The organism is Flavobacterium supellecticarium, assembly GCF_004801375.1.
Taxonomy (GTDB): domain Bacteria; phylum Bacteroidota; class Bacteroidia; order Flavobacteriales; family Flavobacteriaceae; genus Flavobacterium; species Flavobacterium supellecticarium.
On sequence record NZ_SSNZ01000001.1, the window covers coordinates 828629 to 852738 of the forward strand.

General features: G+C 38.9%; 22 protein-coding genes and 1 tRNA gene. 12 read left to right on the forward strand and 11 right to left on the reverse strand.

Annotated features, from left to right (window positions below; all coding sequences use genetic code 11):
* Positions 1 to 441: 441 nt before the first annotated feature.
* A complete protein-coding gene (locus E6C50_RS03810; RefSeq protein WP_136401861.1) occupies positions 442 to 762 on the forward strand; it encodes a hypothetical protein in 321 nt (106 codons plus the stop codon).
* 78 nt (positions 763 to 840) lie between these two features.
* Here the strand turns inward: E6C50_RS03810 and E6C50_RS03815 are convergent, their stop codons facing one another.
* From E6C50_RS03815 to E6C50_RS03825, 3 genes are all read right to left on the reverse strand, one after another.
* Entirely contained in the window at positions 841 to 1212 is a 372-nt protein-coding gene (locus E6C50_RS03815) for a MauE/DoxX family redox-associated membrane protein (protein ID WP_136401862.1), read from the reverse strand.
* Between the two features lie 12 nt (positions 1213 to 1224).
* Entirely contained in the window at positions 1225 to 1722 is a 498-nt protein-coding gene (locus E6C50_RS03820) for a DUF4199 domain-containing protein (RefSeq protein WP_136401863.1), read from the reverse strand.
* 156 nt (positions 1723 to 1878) lie between these two features.
* Entirely contained in the window at positions 1879 to 3207 is a 1329-nt protein-coding gene (locus E6C50_RS03825; protein WP_136401864.1) for a metal-dependent hydrolase family protein, read from the reverse strand.
* Positions 3208 to 4071: 864 nt separating this feature from the next.
* Here E6C50_RS03825 and E6C50_RS03830 point away from each other — a divergent pair.
* From E6C50_RS03830 to E6C50_RS03845, 4 genes are all read left to right on the forward strand, one after another.
* Positions 4072 to 4491 carry a DUF6591 domain-containing protein gene (locus tag E6C50_RS03830; RefSeq protein WP_136401865.1) on the forward strand — a complete coding sequence of 140 codons (420 nt, stop codon included), beginning with the start codon at positions 4072 to 4074 and terminating at the stop codon, positions 4489 to 4491.
* 165 nt (positions 4492 to 4656) lie between these two features.
* Entirely contained in the window at positions 4657 to 5529 is an 873-nt protein-coding gene (locus E6C50_RS03835; RefSeq protein WP_136401866.1) for a hypothetical protein, read from the forward strand.
* Between the two features lie 55 nt (positions 5530 to 5584).
* A complete protein-coding gene (locus tag E6C50_RS03840) occupies positions 5585 to 6868 on the forward strand; it encodes an SPFH domain-containing protein (protein WP_136401867.1) in 1284 nt (427 codons plus the stop codon).
* 12 nt (positions 6869 to 6880) lie between these two features.
* Entirely contained in the window at positions 6881 to 7225 is a 345-nt protein-coding gene (locus E6C50_RS03845) for a hypothetical protein (RefSeq protein WP_136401868.1), read from the forward strand.
* Between the two features lie 231 nt (positions 7226 to 7456).
* On the opposite strand, the gene E6C50_RS03850 is transcribed toward E6C50_RS03845, so the two are convergent.
* From E6C50_RS03850 to E6C50_RS03865, 4 genes are all read right to left on the reverse strand, one after another.
* Positions 7457 to 7532, reverse strand: a tRNA-His gene (locus E6C50_RS03850).
* A 62-nt stretch (positions 7533 to 7594) separates the two neighbouring features.
* The gene (gene bshB1 / locus E6C50_RS03855; RefSeq protein ID WP_136401869.1) at positions 7595 to 8311 is read right to left on the reverse strand and encodes a bacillithiol biosynthesis deacetylase BshB1; all 717 of its coding nucleotides are present in this window, start codon (positions 8309 to 8311) and stop codon (positions 7595 to 7597) included.
* Between the two features lie 16 nt (positions 8312 to 8327).
* A complete protein-coding gene (locus tag E6C50_RS03860; protein WP_136401870.1) occupies positions 8328 to 9392 on the reverse strand; it encodes an isochorismate synthase in 1065 nt (354 codons plus the stop codon).
* A complete protein-coding gene (locus E6C50_RS03865) occupies positions 9389 to 9817 on the reverse strand; it encodes a PaaI family thioesterase (protein ID WP_136401871.1) in 429 nt (142 codons plus the stop codon). The genes E6C50_RS03860 and E6C50_RS03865 overlap by 4 nt, the downstream gene beginning before the upstream one ends.
* Positions 9818 to 9955: 138 nt before the next feature.
* Here E6C50_RS03865 and E6C50_RS03870 point away from each other — a divergent pair, with 138 nt between their 5' ends.
* From E6C50_RS03870 to E6C50_RS03880, 3 genes are all read left to right on the forward strand, one after another.
* Positions 9956 to 11509, forward strand: coding sequence for a hypothetical protein (locus E6C50_RS03870; RefSeq protein ID WP_136401872.1), 1554 nt, complete (start codon positions 9956 to 9958; stop codon positions 11507 to 11509).
* A gap of 90 nt (positions 11510 to 11599) precedes the next feature.
* Complete coding sequence (gene purL, locus E6C50_RS03875; protein WP_136401873.1) at positions 11600 to 15286, forward strand: phosphoribosylformylglycinamidine synthase; 3687 nt, start codon at positions 11600 to 11602, stop codon at positions 15284 to 15286.
* A gap of 131 nt (positions 15287 to 15417) precedes the next feature.
* The gene (locus tag E6C50_RS03880) at positions 15418 to 16479 is read left to right on the forward strand and encodes a tetratricopeptide repeat protein (RefSeq protein WP_136401874.1); all 1062 of its coding nucleotides are present in this window, start codon (positions 15418 to 15420) and stop codon (positions 16477 to 16479) included.
* Between the two features lie 148 nt (positions 16480 to 16627).
* Here the strand turns inward: E6C50_RS03880 and E6C50_RS03885 are convergent, their stop codons facing one another.
* Positions 16628 to 17674: an RluA family pseudouridine synthase gene (locus tag E6C50_RS03885; protein ID WP_136401875.1), complete on the reverse strand. Its 1047-nt coding sequence runs from the start codon at positions 17672 to 17674 to the stop codon at positions 16628 to 16630.
* A complete protein-coding gene (locus tag E6C50_RS03890) occupies positions 17664 to 18284 on the reverse strand; it encodes a PASTA domain-containing protein (RefSeq protein WP_136401876.1) in 621 nt (206 codons plus the stop codon). The genes E6C50_RS03885 and E6C50_RS03890 overlap by 11 nt, the downstream gene beginning before the upstream one ends.
* Positions 18285 to 18425: 141 nt before the next feature.
* On the opposite strand from E6C50_RS03890, the gene E6C50_RS03895 reads away from it, so the two are divergent.
* On the forward strand, positions 18426 to 19397 hold the full coding sequence (locus tag E6C50_RS03895; RefSeq protein ID WP_136401877.1) for a D-alanine--D-alanine ligase: 972 nt from the start codon (positions 18426 to 18428) through the stop codon (positions 19395 to 19397).
* A gap of 1 nt (position 19398) precedes the next feature.
* Positions 19399 to 19854: a pantetheine-phosphate adenylyltransferase gene (gene coaD, locus E6C50_RS03900; protein ID WP_136401878.1), complete on the forward strand. Its 456-nt coding sequence runs from the start codon at positions 19399 to 19401 to the stop codon at positions 19852 to 19854.
* A 47-nt stretch (positions 19855 to 19901) separates the two neighbouring features.
* Here coaD and E6C50_RS03905 read toward each other — a convergent pair whose 3' ends face one another.
* On the reverse strand, positions 19902 to 20753 hold the full coding sequence (locus tag E6C50_RS03905; protein WP_136401879.1) for a T9SS type A sorting domain-containing protein: 852 nt from the start codon (positions 20751 to 20753) through the stop codon (positions 19902 to 19904).
* Positions 20754 to 21039: 286 nt separating this feature from the next.
* Here E6C50_RS03905 and E6C50_RS03910 point away from each other — a divergent pair, with 286 nt between their 5' ends.
* The gene (locus E6C50_RS03910) at positions 21040 to 22773 is read left to right on the forward strand and encodes a M14 family metallopeptidase (RefSeq protein ID WP_136401880.1); all 1734 of its coding nucleotides are present in this window, start codon (positions 21040 to 21042) and stop codon (positions 22771 to 22773) included.
* A gap of 54 nt (positions 22774 to 22827) precedes the next feature.
* On the opposite strand, the gene E6C50_RS03915 is transcribed toward E6C50_RS03910, so the two are convergent.
* Positions 22828 to 23430, reverse strand: a complete 603-nt coding sequence (locus tag E6C50_RS03915; RefSeq protein ID WP_136401881.1) for an NUDIX hydrolase — start codon at positions 23428 to 23430, stop codon at positions 22828 to 22830.
* Between the two features lie 7 nt (positions 23431 to 23437).
* Between E6C50_RS03915 and pyrE the strand changes: the two genes are divergently transcribed.
* Positions 23438 to 24085 carry an orotate phosphoribosyltransferase gene (pyrE, locus tag E6C50_RS03920; protein WP_136401882.1) on the forward strand — a complete coding sequence of 216 codons (648 nt, stop codon included), beginning with the start codon at positions 23438 to 23440 and terminating at the stop codon, positions 24083 to 24085.
* Positions 24086 to 24110: the final 25 nt, after the last annotated feature.

Here is a 24110-nt window from a genome sequence, read left to right on the forward strand (position 1 = left end):
TAATTGATGGGGAAAGGGAAAACTTAAATATAGCTATATAAATACCTAACAATAGATAATGCATTTCATATAATCTCAAGATACAAAAAGTTTATCCGGCATATACAATCCGTATTTAAGCCGCCATCCCTTCCTCATCAACAAAAAACTTACCAAAATAATTACAAGTGAGATTTGAATAAGAACGTGATGCAATATTAGATCTTTACGCTATTATCATCTCATCATATGAACTGTTAGTCTTTATAATCGGACTTTTTCTACTCTAATTTTCGAATATAAATCTATTTACAGGTTAGACAATGGTCTATAAACAACAAGTAGATAATAAATAACTATTTTATTACTATCTTTATAGAATAGAACATTCATACAGAGAAAAACGCATCACCTGCTACAGCAAAAAAGTTTTTAACCGAATAACTTTAAAATAATAATAGTATGAAAAGAAGCAGTATTTTAACCCTGGTATTCCTGGGATTGTTCACAATCATTTCGATTTCGGCACAAGGACAGGAAAAAAAAGAAAGCGTAGGCGATAAAATTGAAAAGACCGCTAAAAAGGTAGGTGACAAAACTGCGGAAGTCGCTGTAAAAGGAACTTCCAAAATTTCCGACAAAGTATGGAAAGGTAAGATGGCTCCGGATGGGACCGATGTTTACATTAACAATAAAAACCAAAAATACTATGTAAACAAAACGGGTAAAAAGGTTTATTTAAAAGCATCACAGATCAAAGATCGCCCGGAAGAAAAAAAATAATAATAGCCCCTTTAAAAGGAAACGCCCCGTTGTTTAAAGTGGTAAACAACGGGGCGTTTCTGTTAGTAGTCGTTTATATTAGGAAAACATTGGTTTGTATTTTTTCCAGTTATCAACAATAATTAGAATATTGATTAGAAAAAGCGGCAACACCAAAGGAAGTCCGGATGGTTCAAAAATAAGATTATGACAAACAATACCGACCATAACCGGCAGAATCATAATGGCACCTAAAGCCCTGGTTTTAGGAATGATAAACAATAATCCGGCAACAGTCTCGATAACACCGGTTAGCGGCATCAACCACTTTATAGTCATTAGAGCCTCCATCATTTTCATTTGTTCTTCGCTCATTTTCTCCATAGGCATATAGTTCAAAAACTTATTAAGCCCGGCATTGATAAACATAAGCCCGAAAAGCAGGCAGACAATCAGTTTTATTATTTTCATAGTAATATAGTTTTAAGATTTGTTTTTGGAATTTTTACTACGTACAAAAAAGGCAACAATAAAAGACGTAACAATACCCATCATCAATGCTCCGATGACACTCTGTTTCATATAGTTTTCAAGACTAAAATAGGCTTCCGCTGCTTCCCGGTTTTTATGATAACCCGATTTTAAAGAATACTCGATAACATTTGGAAAATATTCAGGAGTAATAATACAAGAGATGATCCACTGTGTTACCGGGCTAAAAAGCGCCACAATCAACGTAAGGATCAAGCCGCTTATAAAACCTTGCTTATAGCTCATCACACCGTCATAATAGCTCATTTTCTTATTTTTTAGCGCTAAAACATATATCCAAACAGCCGGAATCATAAAAAGCATCGTCAGATATTGGTGCTTATCAATATGGGTACTATGCAAGCCGCAAATTTTTTCCAGTACCATCCAAAGCAGCGACATCATGATAAATATAAAAGCCCACTTGATTTCGATTTTGAATTTCGCCATTTATTATTATATAAAAGTGAGAACCAAATTAACAAAAAAATCAATTTAAGTCATAATTTTTTATCAATTCAATCCTATAAATCTTAAAAAATAAAATCATCAGTCGCCAAAATATCCTTTTAAACCCCTAAACCACGATACTATTTTAAAGATATCCTACTTTTTAGTTTTGATGGTATTTTTGTATAACTGTCCGTTTTTCATGATCAGTAAAAAGTTCTTTTCCGGGTTTGCGATTAACGACAAATCTTTTAATGGATCCCCATCTACCAACAGTAAATCGGCCAGAGCTTGTTCTTCCACGACTCCTAGTTTTCCGGGATACGGATTGCGCAAACCGGATAATTGCAACAATTCACCGTTATCCTGAGTGATCATCTTTAAAATTTCGGCATTACTAAACCATTTTTGAAGCCGTAAAATATAACGATTCTGTTCATCGTTTAATTCCGGTTGAAATAGAAAATCGGTTCCCCAGGCCAATTTTACACCTAACTTTTTCGCCAAAGGCCATACTTTATTTTGTCCTTCCAATACCGGCTTACGCTTTTGTTTGCGCTGTTCATCCATACTGTCGTTGTTATCCATTAAATTCTGCAGACTTAACCATACGTTTTTCTCTGCCAGTAATTTTAAGGTTTCTTCATCCAGCATCTGACCGTGTTCAATACACTTAACTCCGGCTTCAACAGCACGTTGCACCGCTTTTGGCGTATAGGCATGCACCATAACGTAGGTCCCCCAGTCGGATGCCGCTTCAACGGCCGCTTTCATTTCGTCGAGCGTATATTGCGTCACATCAATCGGATCATAGGCCGACGACGTTCCACCACCCGCCATGAGTTTAATCTGACTGGCGCCAAAACGCAGGTTTTCCCGTACAGCCGTTAATACATCATCCCGGCCATCGGCAATAAAAGTAGCGCCCACTTGTTCTGCTCGGGACGGTTTTCCGAAAAAGCGGCGAGAGCGTTCACTTGGTGCTCTAAAATCGCCATGCCCGGCAGTCTGACTCACCACAGCGCCCGAAGGCCAGATACGTGGGCCGACTAGTTTACCGGCATCGATGGCTGCTTTTAACGGAAAAATAGGGCCTCCCGCATCACGGACACTTGTAAATCCGCGAAGTAGCATTTGTTGTGCCGATTCTCCTATTTTACGAACCAGAAATTCTTCCGTTAAATCTTCTCCCATCAATTGTGCCATCGTAAACGTACCAAAGGTCATGTGTACGTGAACATCGATTAAACCAGGCATTAACGTTTTTCCACCACCATTGATTCTTACAGCATCCTTATCAGCTGTAATAGTTGTGGCACTTATTTTTTCTATGGTTGAACCGGAAACCAAAACATGCATCGGTGTGGTTAATTTAGCCGCTTTAAGGTCCAAAAGTCTGACATTTTCGATCAGAATCGGTTTGGTTTGTGCCATAGCAAAACAACCACCCATCAAAAAAAGTGTTAGTATGTACTTAAATTTCATATAAAATAGATTTTGGGGTTATAACTATTACATATTGTCCTAAGATACTCCAAAAAATCTACTTATTTCAGAATAAGGTTGTTTTAATCTCCTCTCGCTTTTTTACAACAAATATAACGTATAAACCAGGTCCTGCTAAAAATTAAAACTTTACCTACAATAATACTTTATCATATAGATTCGTTTTATATATTTGGCAACTTTTTAACGAACTCAAATAACATTTACAAACAGCAACCAATGCTAATGGCGAAATCAATCCGGAACGATTGGAAATTTTCTATGAAAAATACAACGAAAACATTACGGAACGAACCGTTCGTTAATCGATCTAAAAACAAAACCCTGTTACTACAGGGTTTTGTTTTTATAGACTGGATCGAAAATTTATACTACTATAATAAAAAAAGCGGCTTTAAAAGTAATTTTTAAAGTTTTACTTCTCTATTATCTACATATAAATTGATACAAATAAATGATCGGGTTAACAAATTCAGCTTTAATTATCTGGAAAGATTTGAAATAGAAAAGTGTATTTGTTTCTTAAAAAAAATTACTGAGAAATAAGCAACTTATTTTAGGACGAGATAAACGGAACGTCTACGATAAAACGTAGACGTTCCGTTTTATTTTGTACTGTACTACACTGTCGGACCTCTAGATAGACAAAGGCGACGCATTCGCATTATTTTTTCCCATTACGGAAACTCGTAAAGGAATCAAATAAAACGCATATAAATTGCCTCACCTTAGAAACCATAAAGAAATTGATACATATTAAAATCCCGCCTTAATTTTTAATAGGCCTAAACTATTGAGTCACTACTCAAAACTCACTTTTATTAAAACTTAAAATTATCAGATATGAATATCAAAAAATCACACTTAACACTCATTGCAGCCCTTGCAATATCGTTAACATCTTGTAAAAACAATAAAACCGAAGAAGAAACGTCTCTTGACGAAGTAACAACTACATATGAAACGCCTGTTTCCGAAACAGACGAAAATACCATAGAAGTTGCTGCCACGTCCACAGACGAAAATGCTACTGATGCTTATTTAAAAAGCTATGAAGAATTTGTTGATCAATACATAATTCTGATGGAAGATGCTAAAAGCGGAGATGCCTCTGCAATGACCAAATATGTGGAATATATGGAAAAAGCAACTGATTTATCGCAGAAAATGGAAAAGTCAGAAAATGAAATGACTCCTGCTCAAATGACTAAATTTCTTAAAATCCAAGCTAAATTAACGCAAGCTATTTCAGATATGAATTAATAATCAATCGGATAGATGAAGAAATTCATTTATCCGATTTTCTTAACATCTAATCATAGCTCCATCATCAATTCTGCTTTAGAGCCTACTGGTAGGGCGATTGAGAAAGTATAACACCAATGAAATTGTTGAATATAAAAAGTTACTAACCAAAAATAAAAACATATGATACTATATAACGAAAAAATAGAAAAACTCATAGCATTAGCATTAGCTGATGGAGAACTAACCGAAAAAGAAAGACAAATCCTCTTTAAAAAAGCCGAAACCGAAGGAATTGACCTTGACGAATTTGAAATCGTCCTGGAAGCACGCCTTTTTGAAAAAATAAAACACAAAACACAAGAACCTGTTGCCGCTCCTGAATCGGATAAGTTTGGTGACATCAAAAAATGTCCCGCCTGTGGTGCCATTGCAGAAAGCTTTGTAACAAAGTGTTCCGATTGTGGCGCTGAATTCAGAAACATTGAAGTATCAGGAAGTATCATTCGATTTTTTGATAAGCTTGATGAAATAGAAGCAACAAGAAGTACAGGATTTTACGCGCAAAACACAGGAAGTAACATTGGTTTGGGAACCGTATTATTATGGTTATTCTTCTGGTATATTTTGATTTTCATAAAAGGTATTCAGCTTATCCTGGCAACATCAAAATCAGCAAAATGGTCGACTACCGATGCCCGAAAAGAAGAATTTGTACTCAACTATCCCGTACCTGTTTCCAAAGAAAATATTTTGGAATTTCTGACAATCTCATCCAGTAAAATTAATCCGGTATCCTATCTGACAATCTTCTCCGAAGACACCAAATACAAAAATACCTGGAATAAAATATGGCTTAAAAAAATTGAGCAGATAAATTCGAAAGCATCCATGTCAATGAAAAACGATCCAAAAACGTATGCCGAAGTACTGGCTATTGTTGAAAAGGCCCGAAACATTACAAAAGAAAACACCAAAAAAGTATTCCATGTATTGGGTGCAGGCGCTGCTCTTATTTTAGTTTTTATTATTTGTAATGCCATTGCAGCAACATAAAAGTAGTACTAACACCTAACTCTTTAAAGTAAATTTCATTATAAAAAACAAACAAATGGCATTATTTGGCAATAAAAAAGAAGGCGGGTTGATGGACGTAATCCGTTGTGATGAACAGGAATATTTAGTTTGGAAATGGCGACCGTCTGGCCCGGTTAATTCCACAAATAAAGAAAACGCAATACGTTACGGTAGTAGTTTACGTGTAAAAAACGGAGAACTTGCTGTATTTTTTTACAAGCAAAACGACGGAACCATTCAGGATTTTATACATGGTCCACACGACCAAACAATACAATCTGCCAACTTCCCAATTCTTACAAATATTGTAGGAGCCGCTTTTAACGGGAGTTCTCCGTTTCAGGCCGAAATCTATTATATCAATCTTTCCGGTAATATTCAAATCAAATTTGGGATTCCTTATTTTGATCTTTACGACCCCAGATTTACAGATTTAGGTGTTCCTTGTGCTGTCCGAGGAACGTTGACGTTTAATGTGACCGATTATAAAAACTTCATCAAACTAAACCGTTTAATCAATTTTGATTTAGAAGATTTTAAAAATCAAGTCAAAGATTTTTTCCAACGAAAAGCAAAGTCCGTCATCATTAATGCTTCACAGGATAACAACTTACCGGTAATGCAGATTGAACGAAAAATCGATGAAATAAGTGATCATATTCAATCTAAATTAAAATCCGATTTAGAAGAACATTTTGGTGTAAATCTAAAACGCTTGGATATAGGAACAATTGAATTAGATAAAACACACGCTCATTATTTACAACTGAAAAAAATAACAGCCGATCAGCAAACCAAATTAGCCGAAGCTAAAACCGACATAGAAATTGAGAATCTTTTGGAAACGACTCGAATCCAAAGAAAAGATATGGAATTAGGGGTTGAAGGCAAAAACTTTGCGGTTCATCAACTTAATCAGCAGACTGATGTTTTAAAAACGGCGGCTCAAAATCTTGGAACAATGAGCAACATCGATTTAGACGGCGGAGAAGGCGGATTGAATGCCTCAGGTTTAATGGTTGGAATGGGAATTGGTAGTGCCATGGGTAGTCAAATAGGCAACCAAATGGGGCAAATGATGGGCAATATGAGTAGTATGCCACCACTACCTCCTGTCACAATGTATCATGTAGCATTAAACGGTCAGCAATCCGGTTCTTTCAACCTGGAACAACTAAAACAATTTATTCAAAGTGGGCAGTTTACTCAAAACCATCATATTTGGAAAGAAGGCATGGCTGGCTGGGAATTATCGGGTAATGTACCCGAAATTGCAATGTTATTCAGTTCAGTTCCACCTCCCCCTCCAACAATTTAAAAAAACAAACAAATGAAATTAGATTTTATAAAAACCAGCATCGCAGTAGCTGTAAGCGCCTTAATCGCTTACGGCTTCTATGCCTTTAATACAAACGCAAATAAAAATTTAGTAACCGTTGGCAGTTTCATTTTCCTGGCGACTACATTAATTCTAACCATCGGAATACGTTTTACACTTCCGAGGACAGCAACTATGGCAAGAACCCTTTCCTGGATTTTCTTTTTAACGGCACTTGCCAGCAATCTTATTTTTTCATTCGCGATTTTTAAAGACGAACTTTATATCATTATAAATGGGATTTTGCTTTTGATTTATGTACTAATCTATTATTGGATAGGACAAGCGAAACAGTAAACTTTACTATCCTGTTAAACGCATCTATTCCAATTTTATGAATTAACGGAGAAAATTATAAGAAACTAAATCAAATTGACATGATCTGGAGTTATTAAAAATCAATCAAAGGAATATAAAATGACTGAATCGGATTATAAAAGATCCGTTTCAGTAAAAAACGATTCGCTCTGATAAAATTTTGTACCAATAAAAAAGCGGCTTTATTTCTAAAGCCGCTTAAAGTACTAAGGGTGAATGATGGGTCTCGAACCCACGACCTTCGGAACCACAATCCGACGCTCTAACCAACTGAGCTACAATCACCATTTGATTACGGGTGCAAATATACGGCAATTTCCGTATCACGCAAGCATTTTTTAAAAAAATTTACATCAAATTTTCTAAACTACTGACAGCCAAATATCTCTCTGCCGTAAAACCTTCGGCATAATCCGTTCCGATGAGTCGTCCCAGGTCCTGCGAGCGATAATGCAGGCTATCCAAAAAGTTTTTTGTCGCAATTGGCGTGGTTGGTTCGTTCGAATTGGGCTCGTAAAACTGCGAACCATAGGCTAAAATCGCGGCCACTTTTTTATCGATAAAACCCGTCACGTCCACTACAAAATCCGGCGTGATGTTTTTCCACTGAATATAGTGGTACACCACTTTTGGTCGCCAGGCTTCCTGAGCCACTCCATCCACTTCCGTTTCGATACGGCGTAAACCCGAAAGAAAACAGGCATCCGAAACCAATTTACTTCCTTTTCCATGATCTATATGTCGGTCGTCAATGGCATTACACAACACAATCTCCGGACGATATTTCCGGATCATTTTAATCACCTCCAATTGATGCGCTTCATCATTTACAAAAAAACCATCGCGGAACCGCAGATTTTCCCGTACGGCAATTCCCAGGATTTCAGCCGCTTTACGCGCTTCTTCATCCCGGATTTCAGCCGATCCGCGGGTTCCCAGTTCGCCACGTGTTAAATCGATAATTCCCGCTTTTTTACCTAAACTAATTTCTTTTGCCAGGGTAGCACCACATCCCAATTCTACATCGTCGGGATGCGCCCCAAAGGCTAGTATATCTAATTTCATTTTGTTTTTTATCTAATTATGCTAATATCTTTTTCATCGTCATCGATTTGTTCAGTGTCTCGAAAAATTCTTTTTCCGGTACACTATCTTTGGTAATGCCACAACCGATATACAGATGAATGTTTTCTTTTTTAATTTTCATACACCGCAGGTTCACATATAAATCGGAATGCTCACTCCTACCCGTCGAAAAATTCTTGTTGAGTTCGCCTAGAAATCCCGAATAAAATTCCCTGTCGTAGTCTTCGTTTTCCAGAATAAAAGTACGTGCGGCTTCTTTTGGTAATCCACAAACTGCAGGTGTCGGATGTAAGATTTCAAGTACTTGCTTCAGACTCTCTTTGTCATTTAAACGCGCCGAAATGTCTGTTTTAATGTGCAACAAATTTCCCGCTCTGGCCGTATACGGATTGGATATTTTTTCTTCCGATGCCCAATCTTTAAGATTGTCCAGAATAAACTCCGTTACATATTGTTGCTCTTCGATTTCCTTCGGTTCCCAGTGCACTGCTTCGGTTCCTTCATAAAGCTGCGTTCCGGCCAATGCTACGGTTTGCATCTGATAATCCTTAACTTTTAGCAGTTGTTCGGGCGTGGCGCCCATCCACATTCCGACTTTCGGATGGTAAAAACAATATTTAAAGGCGTTCGGATAGTTTGCCAGTAAGCGTGGAAACAAATGCTCTACATCTTTGGTCGTGCCGCCTACTTTTTCCTTCCGCGAAAGCACCACCTTTTTAAAATCCCCTGAATGTATCGCGGCTACGCCTTTTTCCACCAACTGTTCAAAATGCTGTTTTGCCGTTTCATCATACTCCTGAGAAACGGTTCCTTCTTCCGGAATAGTCGGTAGTTCGTATTTCTCCGTTATAATTTCGGAATGTTCTTCCGGAATCAGCACATAATTTTCACCATCAAACGGAGCCATAATAAAGCCCGTTTCGGAAAAACTTTCGGCCAAATACACATGATCATTTACTTGAAAAAGGCCAATGATTTCGTCAGAGCCCGGTTTTGAATAAATGACAAATGGCAGGTTTTGTCCCTGATGTACTTTTACTTTCAGAAATAAATCGGTCATGACGCTCTTTTTGGTAAAACCATATTGGTGAGTTTACAAAGGGAGATCAGGTTTCCTTCTTCATCGGTAATTTTGATTTCCCACAGATGCAGGCTACGTCCCCTATGGATAATTCGGGCCGTTCCGTAGACAATTCCTTCCCTTTTGCTTTTGAGGTGATTGGCCGAAATTTCGATACCACGTACCTCCTGCTTTTCCGGGTCGACAAACATGATAGAAGCGGCACTTCCCACGCTTTCTGCCAACGCTACCGTAGCGCCTCCGTGTAACAAGCCCATCGGTTGGTGTACTCTTGGGTTTACAGGCATTTTGGCTACTAAAAAATCTTCTCCGGCATCTATATATTCAATTTCTAAGGTTTGCATCAATGTATTTTTCGACAAATGATTGCAAAGCTGCAGTACTTTTTCTTTATCAAATGACATAAACTATATTTTGAATGGTAAAATTACAAAATCAAAACTGAAGTAAGAATAAACTTAGCCATCGAACGTTATATATAAATTGTAATTTAAGTATAATTTAACATCCAAAAATTAGTATTTTTACCAAAAATCAGAAACATGCGTCATTATTACTACGTCCTTGTCACCCTTTTACTTATTGCTCTGAGTTCCTGTCGAAATGATTTTTCTTTCGAACCGAGTACCGGAAATCTGGAATTTTCGAAAGACACGATCTATCTGGATACCGTTTTTACGAATATCGGTTCCAGTACCTATACGTTAAAAGTGTACAACCGCAGTAATAAAGACATCAAAATCCCAAGTGTCCGATTGGGACAGGGCGATGCGTCCAAATACCGATTAATGGTCGACGGAATTCCGGGTAAAGTCTTTAACAACGTAGAATTACTGGCCAAAGACAGTATGTATATTTTTGTGGAAACCACCATTAATTACAACGATTTTTCCGCTCCGGATGCCCAATATTTATACACCGATAAAATCGAATTTGACTATGGTACCAACTACCAGAAAGTCGATCTGGTAACCCTGGTTAAAGATGCCTATTTTATCTATCCGGGACGTACCAACGGTGTATACGAACAGGTTGAGGTAGGCGTTGATGAAAACGGTAATACCCTCACCACCCGTGGTCGGAATCTAAACCATAGTCATCCAACCAACGGCGACGAATTCCTCTGGAAAAAAGACAAACCCTATGTAATATATGGCTATGCCGCGGTACCAAGCGGAGAAACCCTCAACGTACAAGCCGGTGCCCGGATTCATTTCCATGCCGAATCCGGTTTGATCGTACAACAGGGGGCGTCATTAAAAGTGGCCGGAACCAAATCGGTAACCGAAGCACTGGAAAACGAAGTGATTTTTGAAGGCGACCGATTGGAACAGGATTTTTCGGAAGTTCCGGGACAATGGGGAACCATCTGGTTACGTAACGGTAGTACGGCACACGATTTAAAAAACCTGACGATTAAAAATGCTGTGGTTGGTATTTTAACCGAAGGAAACGATGGTACCGACGAAACCCTAAAATTGACCAACGTACAGATTTATAACAGTGCCAATGTTGGCTTATTAGCCCGAAATGCGCATATCAAAGGTGATAATATAGTTATCAATAGAGCGGGACAAGCAGCGCTGGCTTGTACTTTTGGTGGAAAATACCTATTTAGACAATCGACTTTTGTGAATTACTGGTCACGTCCCAATCAGGTTGCCGTAGCGATCGACAACGGTTCCGACCAACAGCTAATTCCATTGGAAATGGCCCAATTTGACAACTGTATACTGTTTGGATCGAGCAATATTCCGCTTTCGATGACCCGAAACAATTCGCAAGCTTTTAACTTCCGATTCAATAACTGTCTGATCAAATTCTTTGATGTGGCACAACAATTTTCAAACAATAATTTATATCCTATTGCCAATACCACCGATTATAGCAACTGTCGTATTGCCGTAAATTCCAATTCGTTTAAACCGGATTTTAAAAACCCGAACAAAAACCAATTGATCATTGGCAATAATTCTGATGCAAAAGCTTTTGGAACGACCATGACCAATCCGTTTTTAGAAGACATCCTTGGAAATGTACGTCCCAACGGAGGTTCCGATCTGGGTGCTTATAACCACGTGATATTCGAGAATTAACCGCTAAAAAATATAGCCGCTGAAATTGTCTAATTGACCGAATTAGATTAATTTTGCATTTTTAAAAACAACACACTAACAACACACACAATGATTCATTTCTTCGGAAACCAGACCAACACGGTTTTTGCAGTACAATCGCAAAACGAGCTTTCGGCTCAGGACATTACGAAATTAAACTGGCTGTTTGCAAGCACTTCTGAAAACCCTTGCACGGTTGTTAACGATACAAAGGCATCTCTGGATGCTTTTTTTGTTGGCCCACGTGCCGCCATGATCACGCCATGGAGTACCAATGCCGTTGAAATTACTCAGAATATGGGAATTTCCGGTATTATCCGTATCGAAGAGTTTGAAAAAGCAACGGCCGATTTTAACGATTTCGACCCGATGCTTTTCCAGAAATACACCAGCCTGAACCAGGATATTTATACCATTAACATCCAACCGGAACCAATACTGGAAATCGAGGATATCGCAGCCTATAACCAACAAGAAGGTTTGGCTTTAAGCGAAGAAGAAGTGGATTATCTAAACCAATTATCGGCTAAATTAGGTCGTAAATTGACCGATTCGGAGGTATTTGGTTTTTCACAGGTGAACTCGGAACACTGTCGTCACAAGATCTTTAATGGGACCTTTGTGATCGACGGCGAAGAAAAACCGACTTCTCTTTTCAAGTTGATCAAAAAAACATCGGAGACACATCCAAACGATATTGTTTCCGCCTATAAAGATAACGTCGCCTTTATCAAAGGCCCAAGAGTACAACAGTTTGCGCCAAAAACAGCAGACAAACCGGATTTTTACGATGTAAAGGAATTTGATTCTGTAATTTCGATAAAAGCCGAAACCCATAACTTCCCGACCACCGTAGAACCGTTTAACGGAGCAGCAACCGGTTCGGGAGGAGAAATCCGCGACCGACTTGCCGGAGGGCAAGGTTCCCTTCCATTGGCCGGAACAGCCGTATATATGACCTCTTATTCCCGATTGGAAGAAAACCGTCCATGGGAACAGGCAATGGACGAACGCAAATGGTTGTACCAAACCCCAATGGATATCCTGATCAAAGCATCAAACGGGGCCTCCGATTTCGGAAACAAATTCGGTCAGCCGTTGATTACCGGTTCCGTATTAACCTTCGAACACGAAGAAGAAGCCCGTAAATTAGGTTTTGATAAAGTGATCATGTTAGCCGGAGGTATCGGATACGGAAAAGAAAGTCAGGCGAAAAAATTAAAACCATCCGTAGGCGATAAAGTCGTAATCCTTGGCGGTGAAAACTACCGTATCGGTATGGGTGGTGCAGCCGTATCATCAGCCGATACCGGAGCTTTTGGTTCAGGGATCGAATTAAATGCGATCCAGCGTTCGAATCCCGAAATGCAAAAACGGGCAGCCAATGCCGTACGTGGTTTAGTCGAAAGTGACCATAACCCTATCGTATCGATTCACGATCACGGTGCCGGAGGGCATTTAAACTGTTTGTCGGAATTGGTTGAAGAAACCGGCGGTAAAATCGACCTGGACAAACTACCGGTTGGCGATCCTACCTTATCGGCAAAAGAAATCATCGGAAACGAATCTCAGGAACGTATGGGATTGGTAATCGGTGAAAAAGATCTGGATACCTTACAACGTATCGCCGACCGTGAGCGTTCGCCTATGTATACTGTAGGAGATGTGACCGGTGATCATCGTTTTACATTCGAATCGGCTACAACCGGTGCGAAACCAATGGATTTTGCCTTGGAAGACATGTTTGGTAGTTCGCCGAAAATGATTATGAGCGACAAAACCATAGTTCGCAACTATAAAGATTTAAACTATACCGCTGCTTCGATTCCGGACTATCTGAATCAGGTAGTACAATTGGAAGCCGTAGCCTGTAAAGACTGGCTAACCAACAAAGTAGACCGTTGTGTCGGCGGACGTGTTGCCAAACAACAATGTGCCGGACCATTACAATTACCACTAAACAATGCGGGTGTGATGGCTTTGGATTTCCAGGGCAAAGAAGGTATCGCTACTACAATCGGACACTCTCCGGTTTCGGCTTTGATCGATCCGGTAGCGGGAAGCCGTACTGCCATTGGAGAAGCCTTGTCCAATATTGTTTGGGCACCGTTAAAAGACAATTTAGCCGGTGTATCCTTATCGGCCAACTGGATGTGGGCGTGTAAAAACGAAGGTGAAGATGCCCGTTTATATGAAGCTGTAAAAGGTTGTTCCGATTTTGCCATCGAATTAGGCATCAACATTCCAACGGGGAAAGATTCCCTATCGATGAAACAAAAATATCCAAATGACGAAGTAATCGCTCCGGGAACGGTAATCATTTCGGCAGCGGGTAACTGTACTGATATCACTAAAGTCGTAGAACCGGTGTTACAACGCAATGGTGGCGCGATTTACTATATTAACCTGTCGCAGGATACCTTTAAATTAGGAGGCTCATCCTTTGCGCAGATTTTAAATACCATCGGTGATTCCGCACCAACGATTACCGATGCAGCTTACTTTAAAAAAGCATTCAACACGATCCAGGATTTGATCAAAGGCGGACATATCCAAGCCGGGCACGATATTGGAAGCGGTGGTTTAATTACAACCCTTTTAGAAATGTGTTTTTCTGATGTTAACCTTGGTGCTTCGTTTGATTTATCCGTTTTAGGAGAAGCCGATACGGTAAAAGCATTCTTTAATGAAAACATCGGATTGGTATTCCAGACTGATGCAGAAGCAGAAGCGATCTTAAATAACAATGGCGTTTCCTTCTTCAAAATCGGACAAGTAGTAGCCGGAAACACTGTAACGCTTACCAACAACGCGGATACTTTTACGTTTAACGTAGCCGAATTACGCGATACCTGGTATAAAACATCTTTCCTTTTGGATCAGAAACAATCCAAAAACGGAATGGCGCAAGAGCGTTACAACAACTATAAAAACCAACCCTTAACCTATACGTTCCCATCACATTTTGATGGTAAAAAACCGGTTATCGACGCTTCGAAACCACGTCCGAAAGCAGCTATCATCCGCGAAAAAGGAAGTAACTCCGAACGCGAAATGGCCAACGCTATGTATTTAGCCGGATTTGACGTAAAAGACGTTCATATGACCGACCTGATCACAGGTCGTGAAACATTGGAAGATATCCAGTTTATCGGCGCCGTAGGTGGTTTCTCAAATTCAGACGTTCTGGGATCTGCTAAAGGTTGGGCTGGCGCTTTCTTATACAACGAAAAAGCCAATACCGCACTGAAAAACTTCTTTAAACGCGAAGACACCCTATCCGTTGGTATTTGCAACGGTTGTCAGTTGTTTATGGAATTGGAGCTGATCAATCCGGAACACGACGTACACGGAAAAATGCACCATAACACCAGCGGTAAACACGAAAGTATCTTTACATCCGTGACCGTACAACCGAACAACTCCGTAATGCTATCGTCTTTAGCCGGAAGCACATTAGGCGTTTGGGTATCGCATGGCGAAGGTAAATTCAAACTACCGTATGCCGAGGATCAATATCAGATTGTCTCCAAATATGCTTACGAAGGCTATCCGGCCAATCCAAATGGTTCGGATTACAACACGGCTATGATGTGCGACACAACCGGTCGTCATCTAGTAATGATGCCGCATATTGAGCGTTCGACCTTCCCCTGGAACTGGGCCCATTATCCGGCCGGTCACCAGGATCAGGTATCGCCATGGCATGAAGCTTTTGTTAACGCCAGAAAATGGATTGACACTAAAAATAAATAAAACAGAAAACGCCCCGATAATTGGGGTGTTTTTTATTATTACCTTTCTAAATTAATAAAAAGAATGGCTATGTTTGCTTTCCTTTAAACAGCAGTATTACATTTATTATTTTTCCACTAATCCCATCCAAAATGAAGCACTATTTTATTATTATTTGCACACTACTTTCCCTGACCGTTTTTTCCCAATCACAAAACGAACTAGCTAAAACAAAGGCTAGAGAAGCGATTAAATTAATGGATAAAGGCGAAATAGACGCAAGTATTTCCATGCTAGAAGAATGCCAGAAAATGGATCCTAAAGATTATACCTATCCCTACGAAATTGCCTATGCTTATATGCTTAAAAAAGAGTATCAAAAAGCAATCAGTATTCTAAATAAAACCAAAAAATATAAAAACTGTAATAGTCAGGTTTACCAAATGTCCGGGAATTGCTATAGTTATCTTGATCAACCGGAAAAAGCAATAAAGGAATATGATGCTGGAATAAAAATATTTCCAAACGCAGGCAATCTATACTTAGAAAAAGGTAATGTTTTTTTGATCCAGGAAAAGTATGATGAAGCTTGTGCCAATTATATAAATGGACTTGAAGCCGATCCGATGTTTCCGTCCAATTATTATCGTTTAGCTAAAATTTTTATGAGTTCCAATCAAAAACTTTCAGGACTTATTTATGGTGAAATTTTTATGAATCTGGAACGAACTACCAAACGCGCTAGCGAAATGAGTGAGCTACTTTATAAGACCTACCAAAACACCATTACTATAAACAACGACAGTACAAGAGTTGACTTTTGTAAAATTGTGATGAGTGTTGATGAAATAAAGGATGGTAAATTCAAAATGCCGTTTTGCGGTATGTTTGGAAAAAACTTTATGTTAGGAATGGATGGACAAAAAGAACTGAATTTAAAGTCTTTATCAAAAATGCGAATCGGATTCTTACAGAACTATTTTATGGAAGATTACAAAGAATATCCGAATGTACTTTTTGCTTATCAAAAACAATTGATGGATCGCAATTTGATGGATGCCTATAGTCATTATTTATTACAAATGGGAAATCCTGAGGAATTTAAGAAATGGAAGGAACAAAACGAGGAACTCTACAATGAATTTGTCGATTGGTATACCTATCCTAAAAACGAGTTTGTTGTTAACAACACTTCCCTTTACTATCCTAAGTAATTAAACGAGCCTGATTTTTTCAGACTCGTTTAATTATTATACTCCCTCTTTCATCGTAGGTATGAGATTTGGAATAAAAAAACGCCCCGATAATCGGGGCGTTTTTTATATCAAACCGAACAAATCGTTGTTCTTTTCTCTTTTCTCGTTATTCCTCTTCCTCCATTGTATGAGACTTCGAATACGTACGCCATTTTTCGATACATTCTTTCATATCCTGTGGCAATTCGGTATCAAAGCGCATAAACTCTTTGGTTGTTGGATGTTCAAAACCTAGTGTTTTCGCATGTAATGCCTGTCTTGGTAGCGTTTTAAAACAATTATCGATAAACTGTTTGTATTTGGTAAACGTTGTGCCTTTTAAGATCAGGTTTCCGCCATAACGTTCATCGTTAAATAACGTATGTCCGATATGTTTCATATGGGCACGAATCTGATGCGTACGTCCGGTTTCCAAAATACAGGAAACCAATGTTACATATCCAAAACGCTCCAACACTTTATAATGTGTAACCGCATGTTTTCCATACTCTTCACTATCGTAAACCGACATCTGCATACGATCTTTCATATGGCGACCGATATAACCTTCGATCGTACCGCTTTCCTCTTCAATATTGCCCCAAACCAAAGCCACATACTCCCTTTCGGAAGTCTTATCGGCAAACTGTTTCGTCAGATATGCCATTGCATGATCGGTTTTGGCTACTACCAGTAAACCGGTCGTATCTTTATCGATACGGTGAACCAATCCCGGACGTTCACTGCTATTCATCGGGAGACTTTCAAAATGATACGCCAAGGCATTCACCAAGGTACCGGTATAATTTCCGTGTCCCGGATGTACAACCAATCCGGCTGGTTTGTTGATCACAAGTAACTGATCATCTTCATAGACAATATCCAACGGGATATTCTCCGGAATGATTATATTTTCGAATGGTGGTTGCTCCATCAGGACACGCACCACATCGAACGCTTTTACTTTATAATTGGATTTTACCGGAATATCGTTTACAAAGATATTCCCGTTTGTTGCCGCCTGTTGAATTTTATTTCTTGTTGCATTTTCAACAAGATTCATCAAAAACTTATCCACGCGCAAAGGTGCCTGACCTTTGGCCGCTTCAAAGCGATAATGTTCAAACAATTCGCCTTCTAAATCGGCATCTTCAATAGTAGTATTATTCTGCATTACTGTTTGTTGTCTGTTCTTTTACCGGAATACTGTCCGTTGTTGTTTCCTCTACATATCCGGTTTTACCGTCACCCAAAACCAAATCGATTTTAGAAGCTTTTAATACTTTATCACCGGCTTTTAACGGTTTACCGTTTTGTTTCATTTCCAAAACTACGTCTTTCGCCATATACGGTACGTATTTGATGTTACCTTCGTCCAATCCCAATGCGCGTAAAGTCGACAAAGACTGACGGTACGTTTTCTGAATCAGATCCGGAACCGTTACCTGCGAATAGCCACCTGAGTTTACTTTAACATACACTTTACGACCATCTTTAACCGTTACACCCGGAAGCGGATCCTGTTCCACGATAGAATATGGCGGGAAATCCGCTCTAAAATCAACCGTATCCAGCAAATGGATTTCCAGGTCGATATCGTTTAATTTTTCTTCGGCTTTTTCAACGCTCATTTTGCCCAGATTTGGCACCGGAATTTCTTCCCCGTGATTGGTGGCATAACCCAGCCATTGCATTACCAAAACCACAAAAACAATGATAATAATTAATGCTAATGCTAAATGTTTAAAGAATGTAAAACTAGTTAAAAACTTTTTCCAGCTCATAGATATTCGAATTTTGGCAAATATATAAAATACTGGAGGTTTTACTTTCATAACCCCTTATATTTTATATCACAAACCAACATGATTCAACAAATAATAATACTTTTGTAGTATACTAACTCATTATTCAAACGGAACAAAATGAAAAATGTTGCCATTATCATGGGAGGCTATTCCAGCGAGTACCAAATCTCCCTTACCAGTGGAAATGTGGTCTATTCTTTTTTAGACAAATCAAAATATAACGCCTACCGTATCCATATTTTTAGAGACAAATGGGTAATGGTTGACGACAATAATACCGAATACTCGGTGAACCGTCATGATTTTACCGTAGCCTACCAAGGAAATACTTTATCGTTTGATGTCGTTTTTAATGCCATTCACGGTACTCCGGGCGAAGACGGACTTATGCAGGCCTATTTTGAGTTATTGGGAATTCCGCAAACGTCCTGTGATTATTATCAGGCGGCATTAACCTTTAACAAGCGTGACCTGTTATCGGTTTTAAAGCCCTATGGTATCAAAACCGCTACCTCCTATTATCTGAATCTGGGTGATACTATCGACACAGCTACCATTATCAAAACTGTAGGCTTGCCTTGTTTTGTAAAACCAAATAAATCGGGTTCCAGTTTTGGTATTTCCAAAGTAAAAACCGAGGCCGAATTATTACCGGCAATCGAAAATGCCTATAAAGAAGATAACGAGATCATCATCGAAAGTTTCCTTGACGGAACCGAAGTTTCAGTTGGTGTGATCAATTATAAAGGAGAAATCAAAGTATTACCGATAACGGAGATTGTTTCCGAAAACGATTTCTTTGATTATGAAGCCAAATATCTTGGAAAATCACAGGAAATCACTCCGGCTCGAATTGCTCCGGAACTAACCGAAAAAGTAAATGCAGTGGCCAAACGCGCCTATGAAGTTCTTAAAATGAAAGGCTTTTCGCGTAGTGAATTTATCATTGTAAACGGCGAACCGCATATGCTCGAAATGAATACGATTCCGGGATTAACCACCGAAAGTATTTTACCGCAACAAGCCCGTGAAGCCGGAATTTCGCTTCCGAATTTATTTGATAACGCGATTACACTAGCCCTGAAATAATATGAGAAAAGCCATCTTTCCCGGTTCGTTCGATCCGATTACTCTCGGACATTATGACATCATTAACCGGGCTTTACCGCTATTTGATGAAATTGTTATTGCCATTGGTGTAAATGCTGAAAAAAAATATATGTTTTCGTTGGAAGATCGTTTGAAATTTATCACTGATGCGTTTCAAAACGAACCTAAGATAAGTGTGGTAACCTATACCGGTCTGACGATTGATTTATGCCAAAAACTAAATGCACAATTTATTTTACGTGGACTTCGCAATCCGGCTGATTTCGAGTTCGAAAAAGCCATTGCACATACCAATCGTAAGTTATCACAGATTGAAACGGTCTTTTTATTAACTGCTGCGAGTACGTCTTATATCAGTTCCAGTATTGTTCGCGATGTGATCCGGAATAACGGTGATTATCGTGTCCTGGTGCCCGAATCGGTAGTTCTAAAATAAAAAAGTCGCCATAAGGCGACTTTTATTTTTTATAAGGTATCGGTTGACTATTGTTTTACAATTTTCTTAACCAAAGTACCCTCTGCTGTTTCTAAATTCAACATATAGATTCCGGTTGCGAATCCAGAAATATCAATTGTATTTCCGTTGTTTACCGAAACGGCAAATTGTTTTCCGGATACGTCTACTAAAGCCGCTTTGTTAATTTGCAATTCGTTAGGCATTTGTACAGTAAGAGAACCTGAAGTAGGGTTCGGGAAAACAGATACTAATTTTGAAGCGAATTCATTCACGCCAAGTGTTGTTCCAACAGCGTTGATCACCATGTGTACATCCGGGAAGTTAATTGCCGCTACGTCAGTCGGAGTAGCAATACTACAAGCTGTTGAAGCAATATAACTTGGTCCTGTTTGTGGTGCTGTATTCGATCCTAAACTGATTCGCACTCCGGTTGCTCCGGCAGCATATCCTACTTCAACTACCAATGTTGAATTAGCAGGAACCGTAGCTGTTAACGGCACCGATACAATGGTTCCAACATTAGCCGCCTGAACCGTATAGTCTGCCTGTCCTAACAATGTATATCCTGTTGCAGGAAATCCTGTAGGAAAAGTAGCTGTAGTTGAATATGCCTTAACGGTTACTACATAACCACTTGGAGCTGTTAATGACGCTACTCCAAACTGAATGGCAGATAAGTTAAAACTTGAAGTCACTCCCATTGAAGCCAGATTAAAAGCTCTGTAATAACGGTTATCACTAGATGTACCAGTACTGCTGTTTCCACACGCTACAGTATTACCATCAATTGCCTGTGAACTCGAATGAGTTAGCACAGTTTGTGCATTTATAGCAAGGGATGTTAAACAAAACAATACTAAAAGAGTAATTTTTTTCATGTTTAAATGTTTTTTGAGTTACAAACGCGAATCTAATCATAAAAAAAATGATTCCCTAAAAAAAGTATAAAATTTAACGAAATATCCTATAAAAAAGGGAAATTAAAAATTATATACCCAAAACACAATCTAATTAATAAAAAAGTTGCTCCTAAAAACTTCAATTTCGACTTACAATTTCAATAACAAGACGAGCTCCTTTTATTCGAAAATCAGATAATTTACAACGCAATAAATCTTACATTTACCACAAACAAATACAGAAACCACAAACCGCATTATTCGAATGAAAAAATCCTATAAAATTGCACTTCTTTTTTTACTGCAATGCCTTCCATTATTAGCACAGCAAAAGTATGCAACACCCTACGAAAAAGGCAATGGAAATCAGACGGCTACCTACGAAGAAACCATAGCCTACTATGAAATGCTGGACAAAAATTTTGAAAGTATTTCCATGCGAACGATGGGATTAACCGACAGTGGCGAACCGTTACATATCGTAACCTTTAATCCCGGCAAAGTATTTGATTTTGCCAGTATACAAAACGAAAAAGCTATTCTTTTGATCAACAACGGAATTCATCCCGGAGAACCCGACGGTATCGATGCGACCATGATGCTGTTCCGCGATTTGGCTACCGGAAAGATTGCACTTCCAAACAATACGGTTGTGGTAACCATTCCGATTTACAATATCGGTGGTGCCTTAAATCGGAATTCCACGTCGCGTGTCAACCAAAACGGACCGGAATCTTTTGGTTTCCGTGGTAATGCACGCAATTATGATCTGAACCGGGATTTTATCAAATCGGATACCCGAAACGCCCGCAGTTTTGCTGAAATTTTCCAATTGGTGTATCCGGATGTTTTTATCGACAACCACGTCAGTAACGGTGCCGATTACCAGTATACGCTAACGTATATTGCGACACACTATCAGAAATTAGGCGGAAAAGCCGGAACATATTTTAACAGCGAAATGTACCCGGCCATTTTAAAAGACCTGCAATCCAAAAAAATAGAACCGGTACCTTATGTAAATATTTACAATAAAACACCAGAAAACGGTTTTGCTAAAAATATGGAAACCGCTCGTTTTTCGACCGGTTATGCGTCTTTATTCAATTCATTTGGCGCTATGGTCGAAACCCATATGCTAAAAAAATACAGTGATCGCGTAAAAGTGACTTACGAATATATGCTGAGTACGCTTCGTTATACAGACGTGCATTATCAGACAATAAAAAACATCCGCCGTGAAACCCTGGAGGCTTATAAACCGAATACAAAATATACGGTAGAATGGGAAATCGATTCGGCTAAAGTGACTCAGATTCCGTTTTTGGGCTATGAAGGCAACTACAAACCAAGCGACGTTTCCGGAAAACCGCGTTTGTATTACGACCGAAATAAACCTTTCAAAAAAATGATTCCGTATTATGAACTTTATAAACCGAAAAAACAGGTCAGTATTCCGGAATACTACGTTATCCCGAAACAATGGTGGAATGTAACCGATTTGCTAAAGCTAAACAACATCACGATGAAACGCCTGCAACAGGATAGTATTATTACGGTTGAAAGTTATCGAATAACCGATTATAAAACCGGAAATTCCGCTTTCGAAGGTCACTACGGACATTCGAACACCAACGTTATCAAAACTACTGTAAAACAAGCCTTTAAAAAAGGGGATTATCTGATTCCGACACAACAGAAGAATGTCAAATTCCTATTGGAAACGCTCGAGCCGGAAGCGGTGGATTCGTATTTTAACTGGAATTTCTTTGATGCCATTTTACAGCAAAAGGAATACTATTCGCCTTATGTTTTTGAAGATGTGGCCAAGCAACTGCTTCTGGACAATCCGGAACTAAAAAAGGCTTTGGACGAAAAGCGAAAAAGCGATTCCAAATTTGAAAATAGCGGCGAGGCACAACTGGATTGGGTCTACCGCAATTCAAAATACTACGAAAAATCACATATGCAATATCCCGTATATCGCATCGTAAATTAAAAAAAGCCGGGATTGAACATGCCCCAAAAAGTCAGACACTATTTGGGGCATTTTTTATTCGGTTACCTTTTCGGTCTCAAACAATAATTTAATGTTTTCATAGGAATTGGTCAGCGCTTCTTTAATTTCATCGGGTTTTAACCAGGCGACTTTTTCGATACCTTCTTCAATCTGACCCTTCGGAATACCATCAAAATCCGTTTTCATTTCAAACCAATGGGTCACTTTTAATTTATAGCGACCGTTTCGTTTAAAAACATGATAGGTTTTTTGCAGTTTTTGCACAATCTTCAAACCGGTTACGCCGGTTTCTTCCTCTACTTCACGGATAGCTGTTTCGTCGATTTCCTCCCGTTTTTCGATGCCTCCTTTAGGCAGGTCCCATTTCCCGTTCCGGAAGATAAAAAGCACCTCGCCTTTTTTATTGTAAACCAATCCGCCTCCGGCTTTTACCACCGGAATTTTGGCTTTTAGTTTTTTCATAATTTCCTTTTCATCAGGATAATACAAAAAAGCTTTTGGAATCTTATTCTGAAACATTTTTACAATAACTTGCTTGATATCCACACTTTCTAAAAGAAAAAGCTGAAAATCGGTTTCTTTAACAATTTGATTTGTCAAGAAAAGTGGTTTGTCGTTCACAAAAACTTTATACATTTGTACTATGATTTTTAATACAGACACAGCTAAAAAAACTGCCGAATTGCTTTTACAAATAAACGCAATTAAATTAAATCCAAAAAATCCTTTTACATGGGCTTCTGGATGGAAATCGCCAATTTACTGCGATAACCGTATAACGCTTTCATTTCCACCGATCCGGAATTATATCCGTGATGAATTTGCCAAACATATCGAAAAAGAATTTGGCAAACCCGATGTGATTGCCGGAGTGGCAACCGGAGCTATTGGTATTGGAATACTGGTAGCAGAATATCTTGGACTTCCTTTTGTTTATGTACGCCCGGAACCTAAAAAACACGGTCGTCAGAATCAGGTGGAAGGTTTTTTACAAAAAGGACAAAACGTAGTGGTTATCGAAGACCTTATCAGTACCGGAAAAAGTAGTTTAATGGCGGTTGAAGCCTTAAAAGAAGCCGGAGCGAATGTAAAAGGGATGGTGGCCATCTTTACCTATGGTTTTGATCTGGCTCAGGATAATTTCAAAGCAGCCAATGTCGACTTGTATACCCTTGGAAATTACGACACGCTTTTGGAAGCAGCTGTTGAAAAAAAATACATCACCGAAGAAGAACACGAAACCCTAAAAGAATGGCGTCAGAACCCTTCAACCTGGGGAATCGAAGTGTAATAAACCTAATTTAGCAAAAAACCAA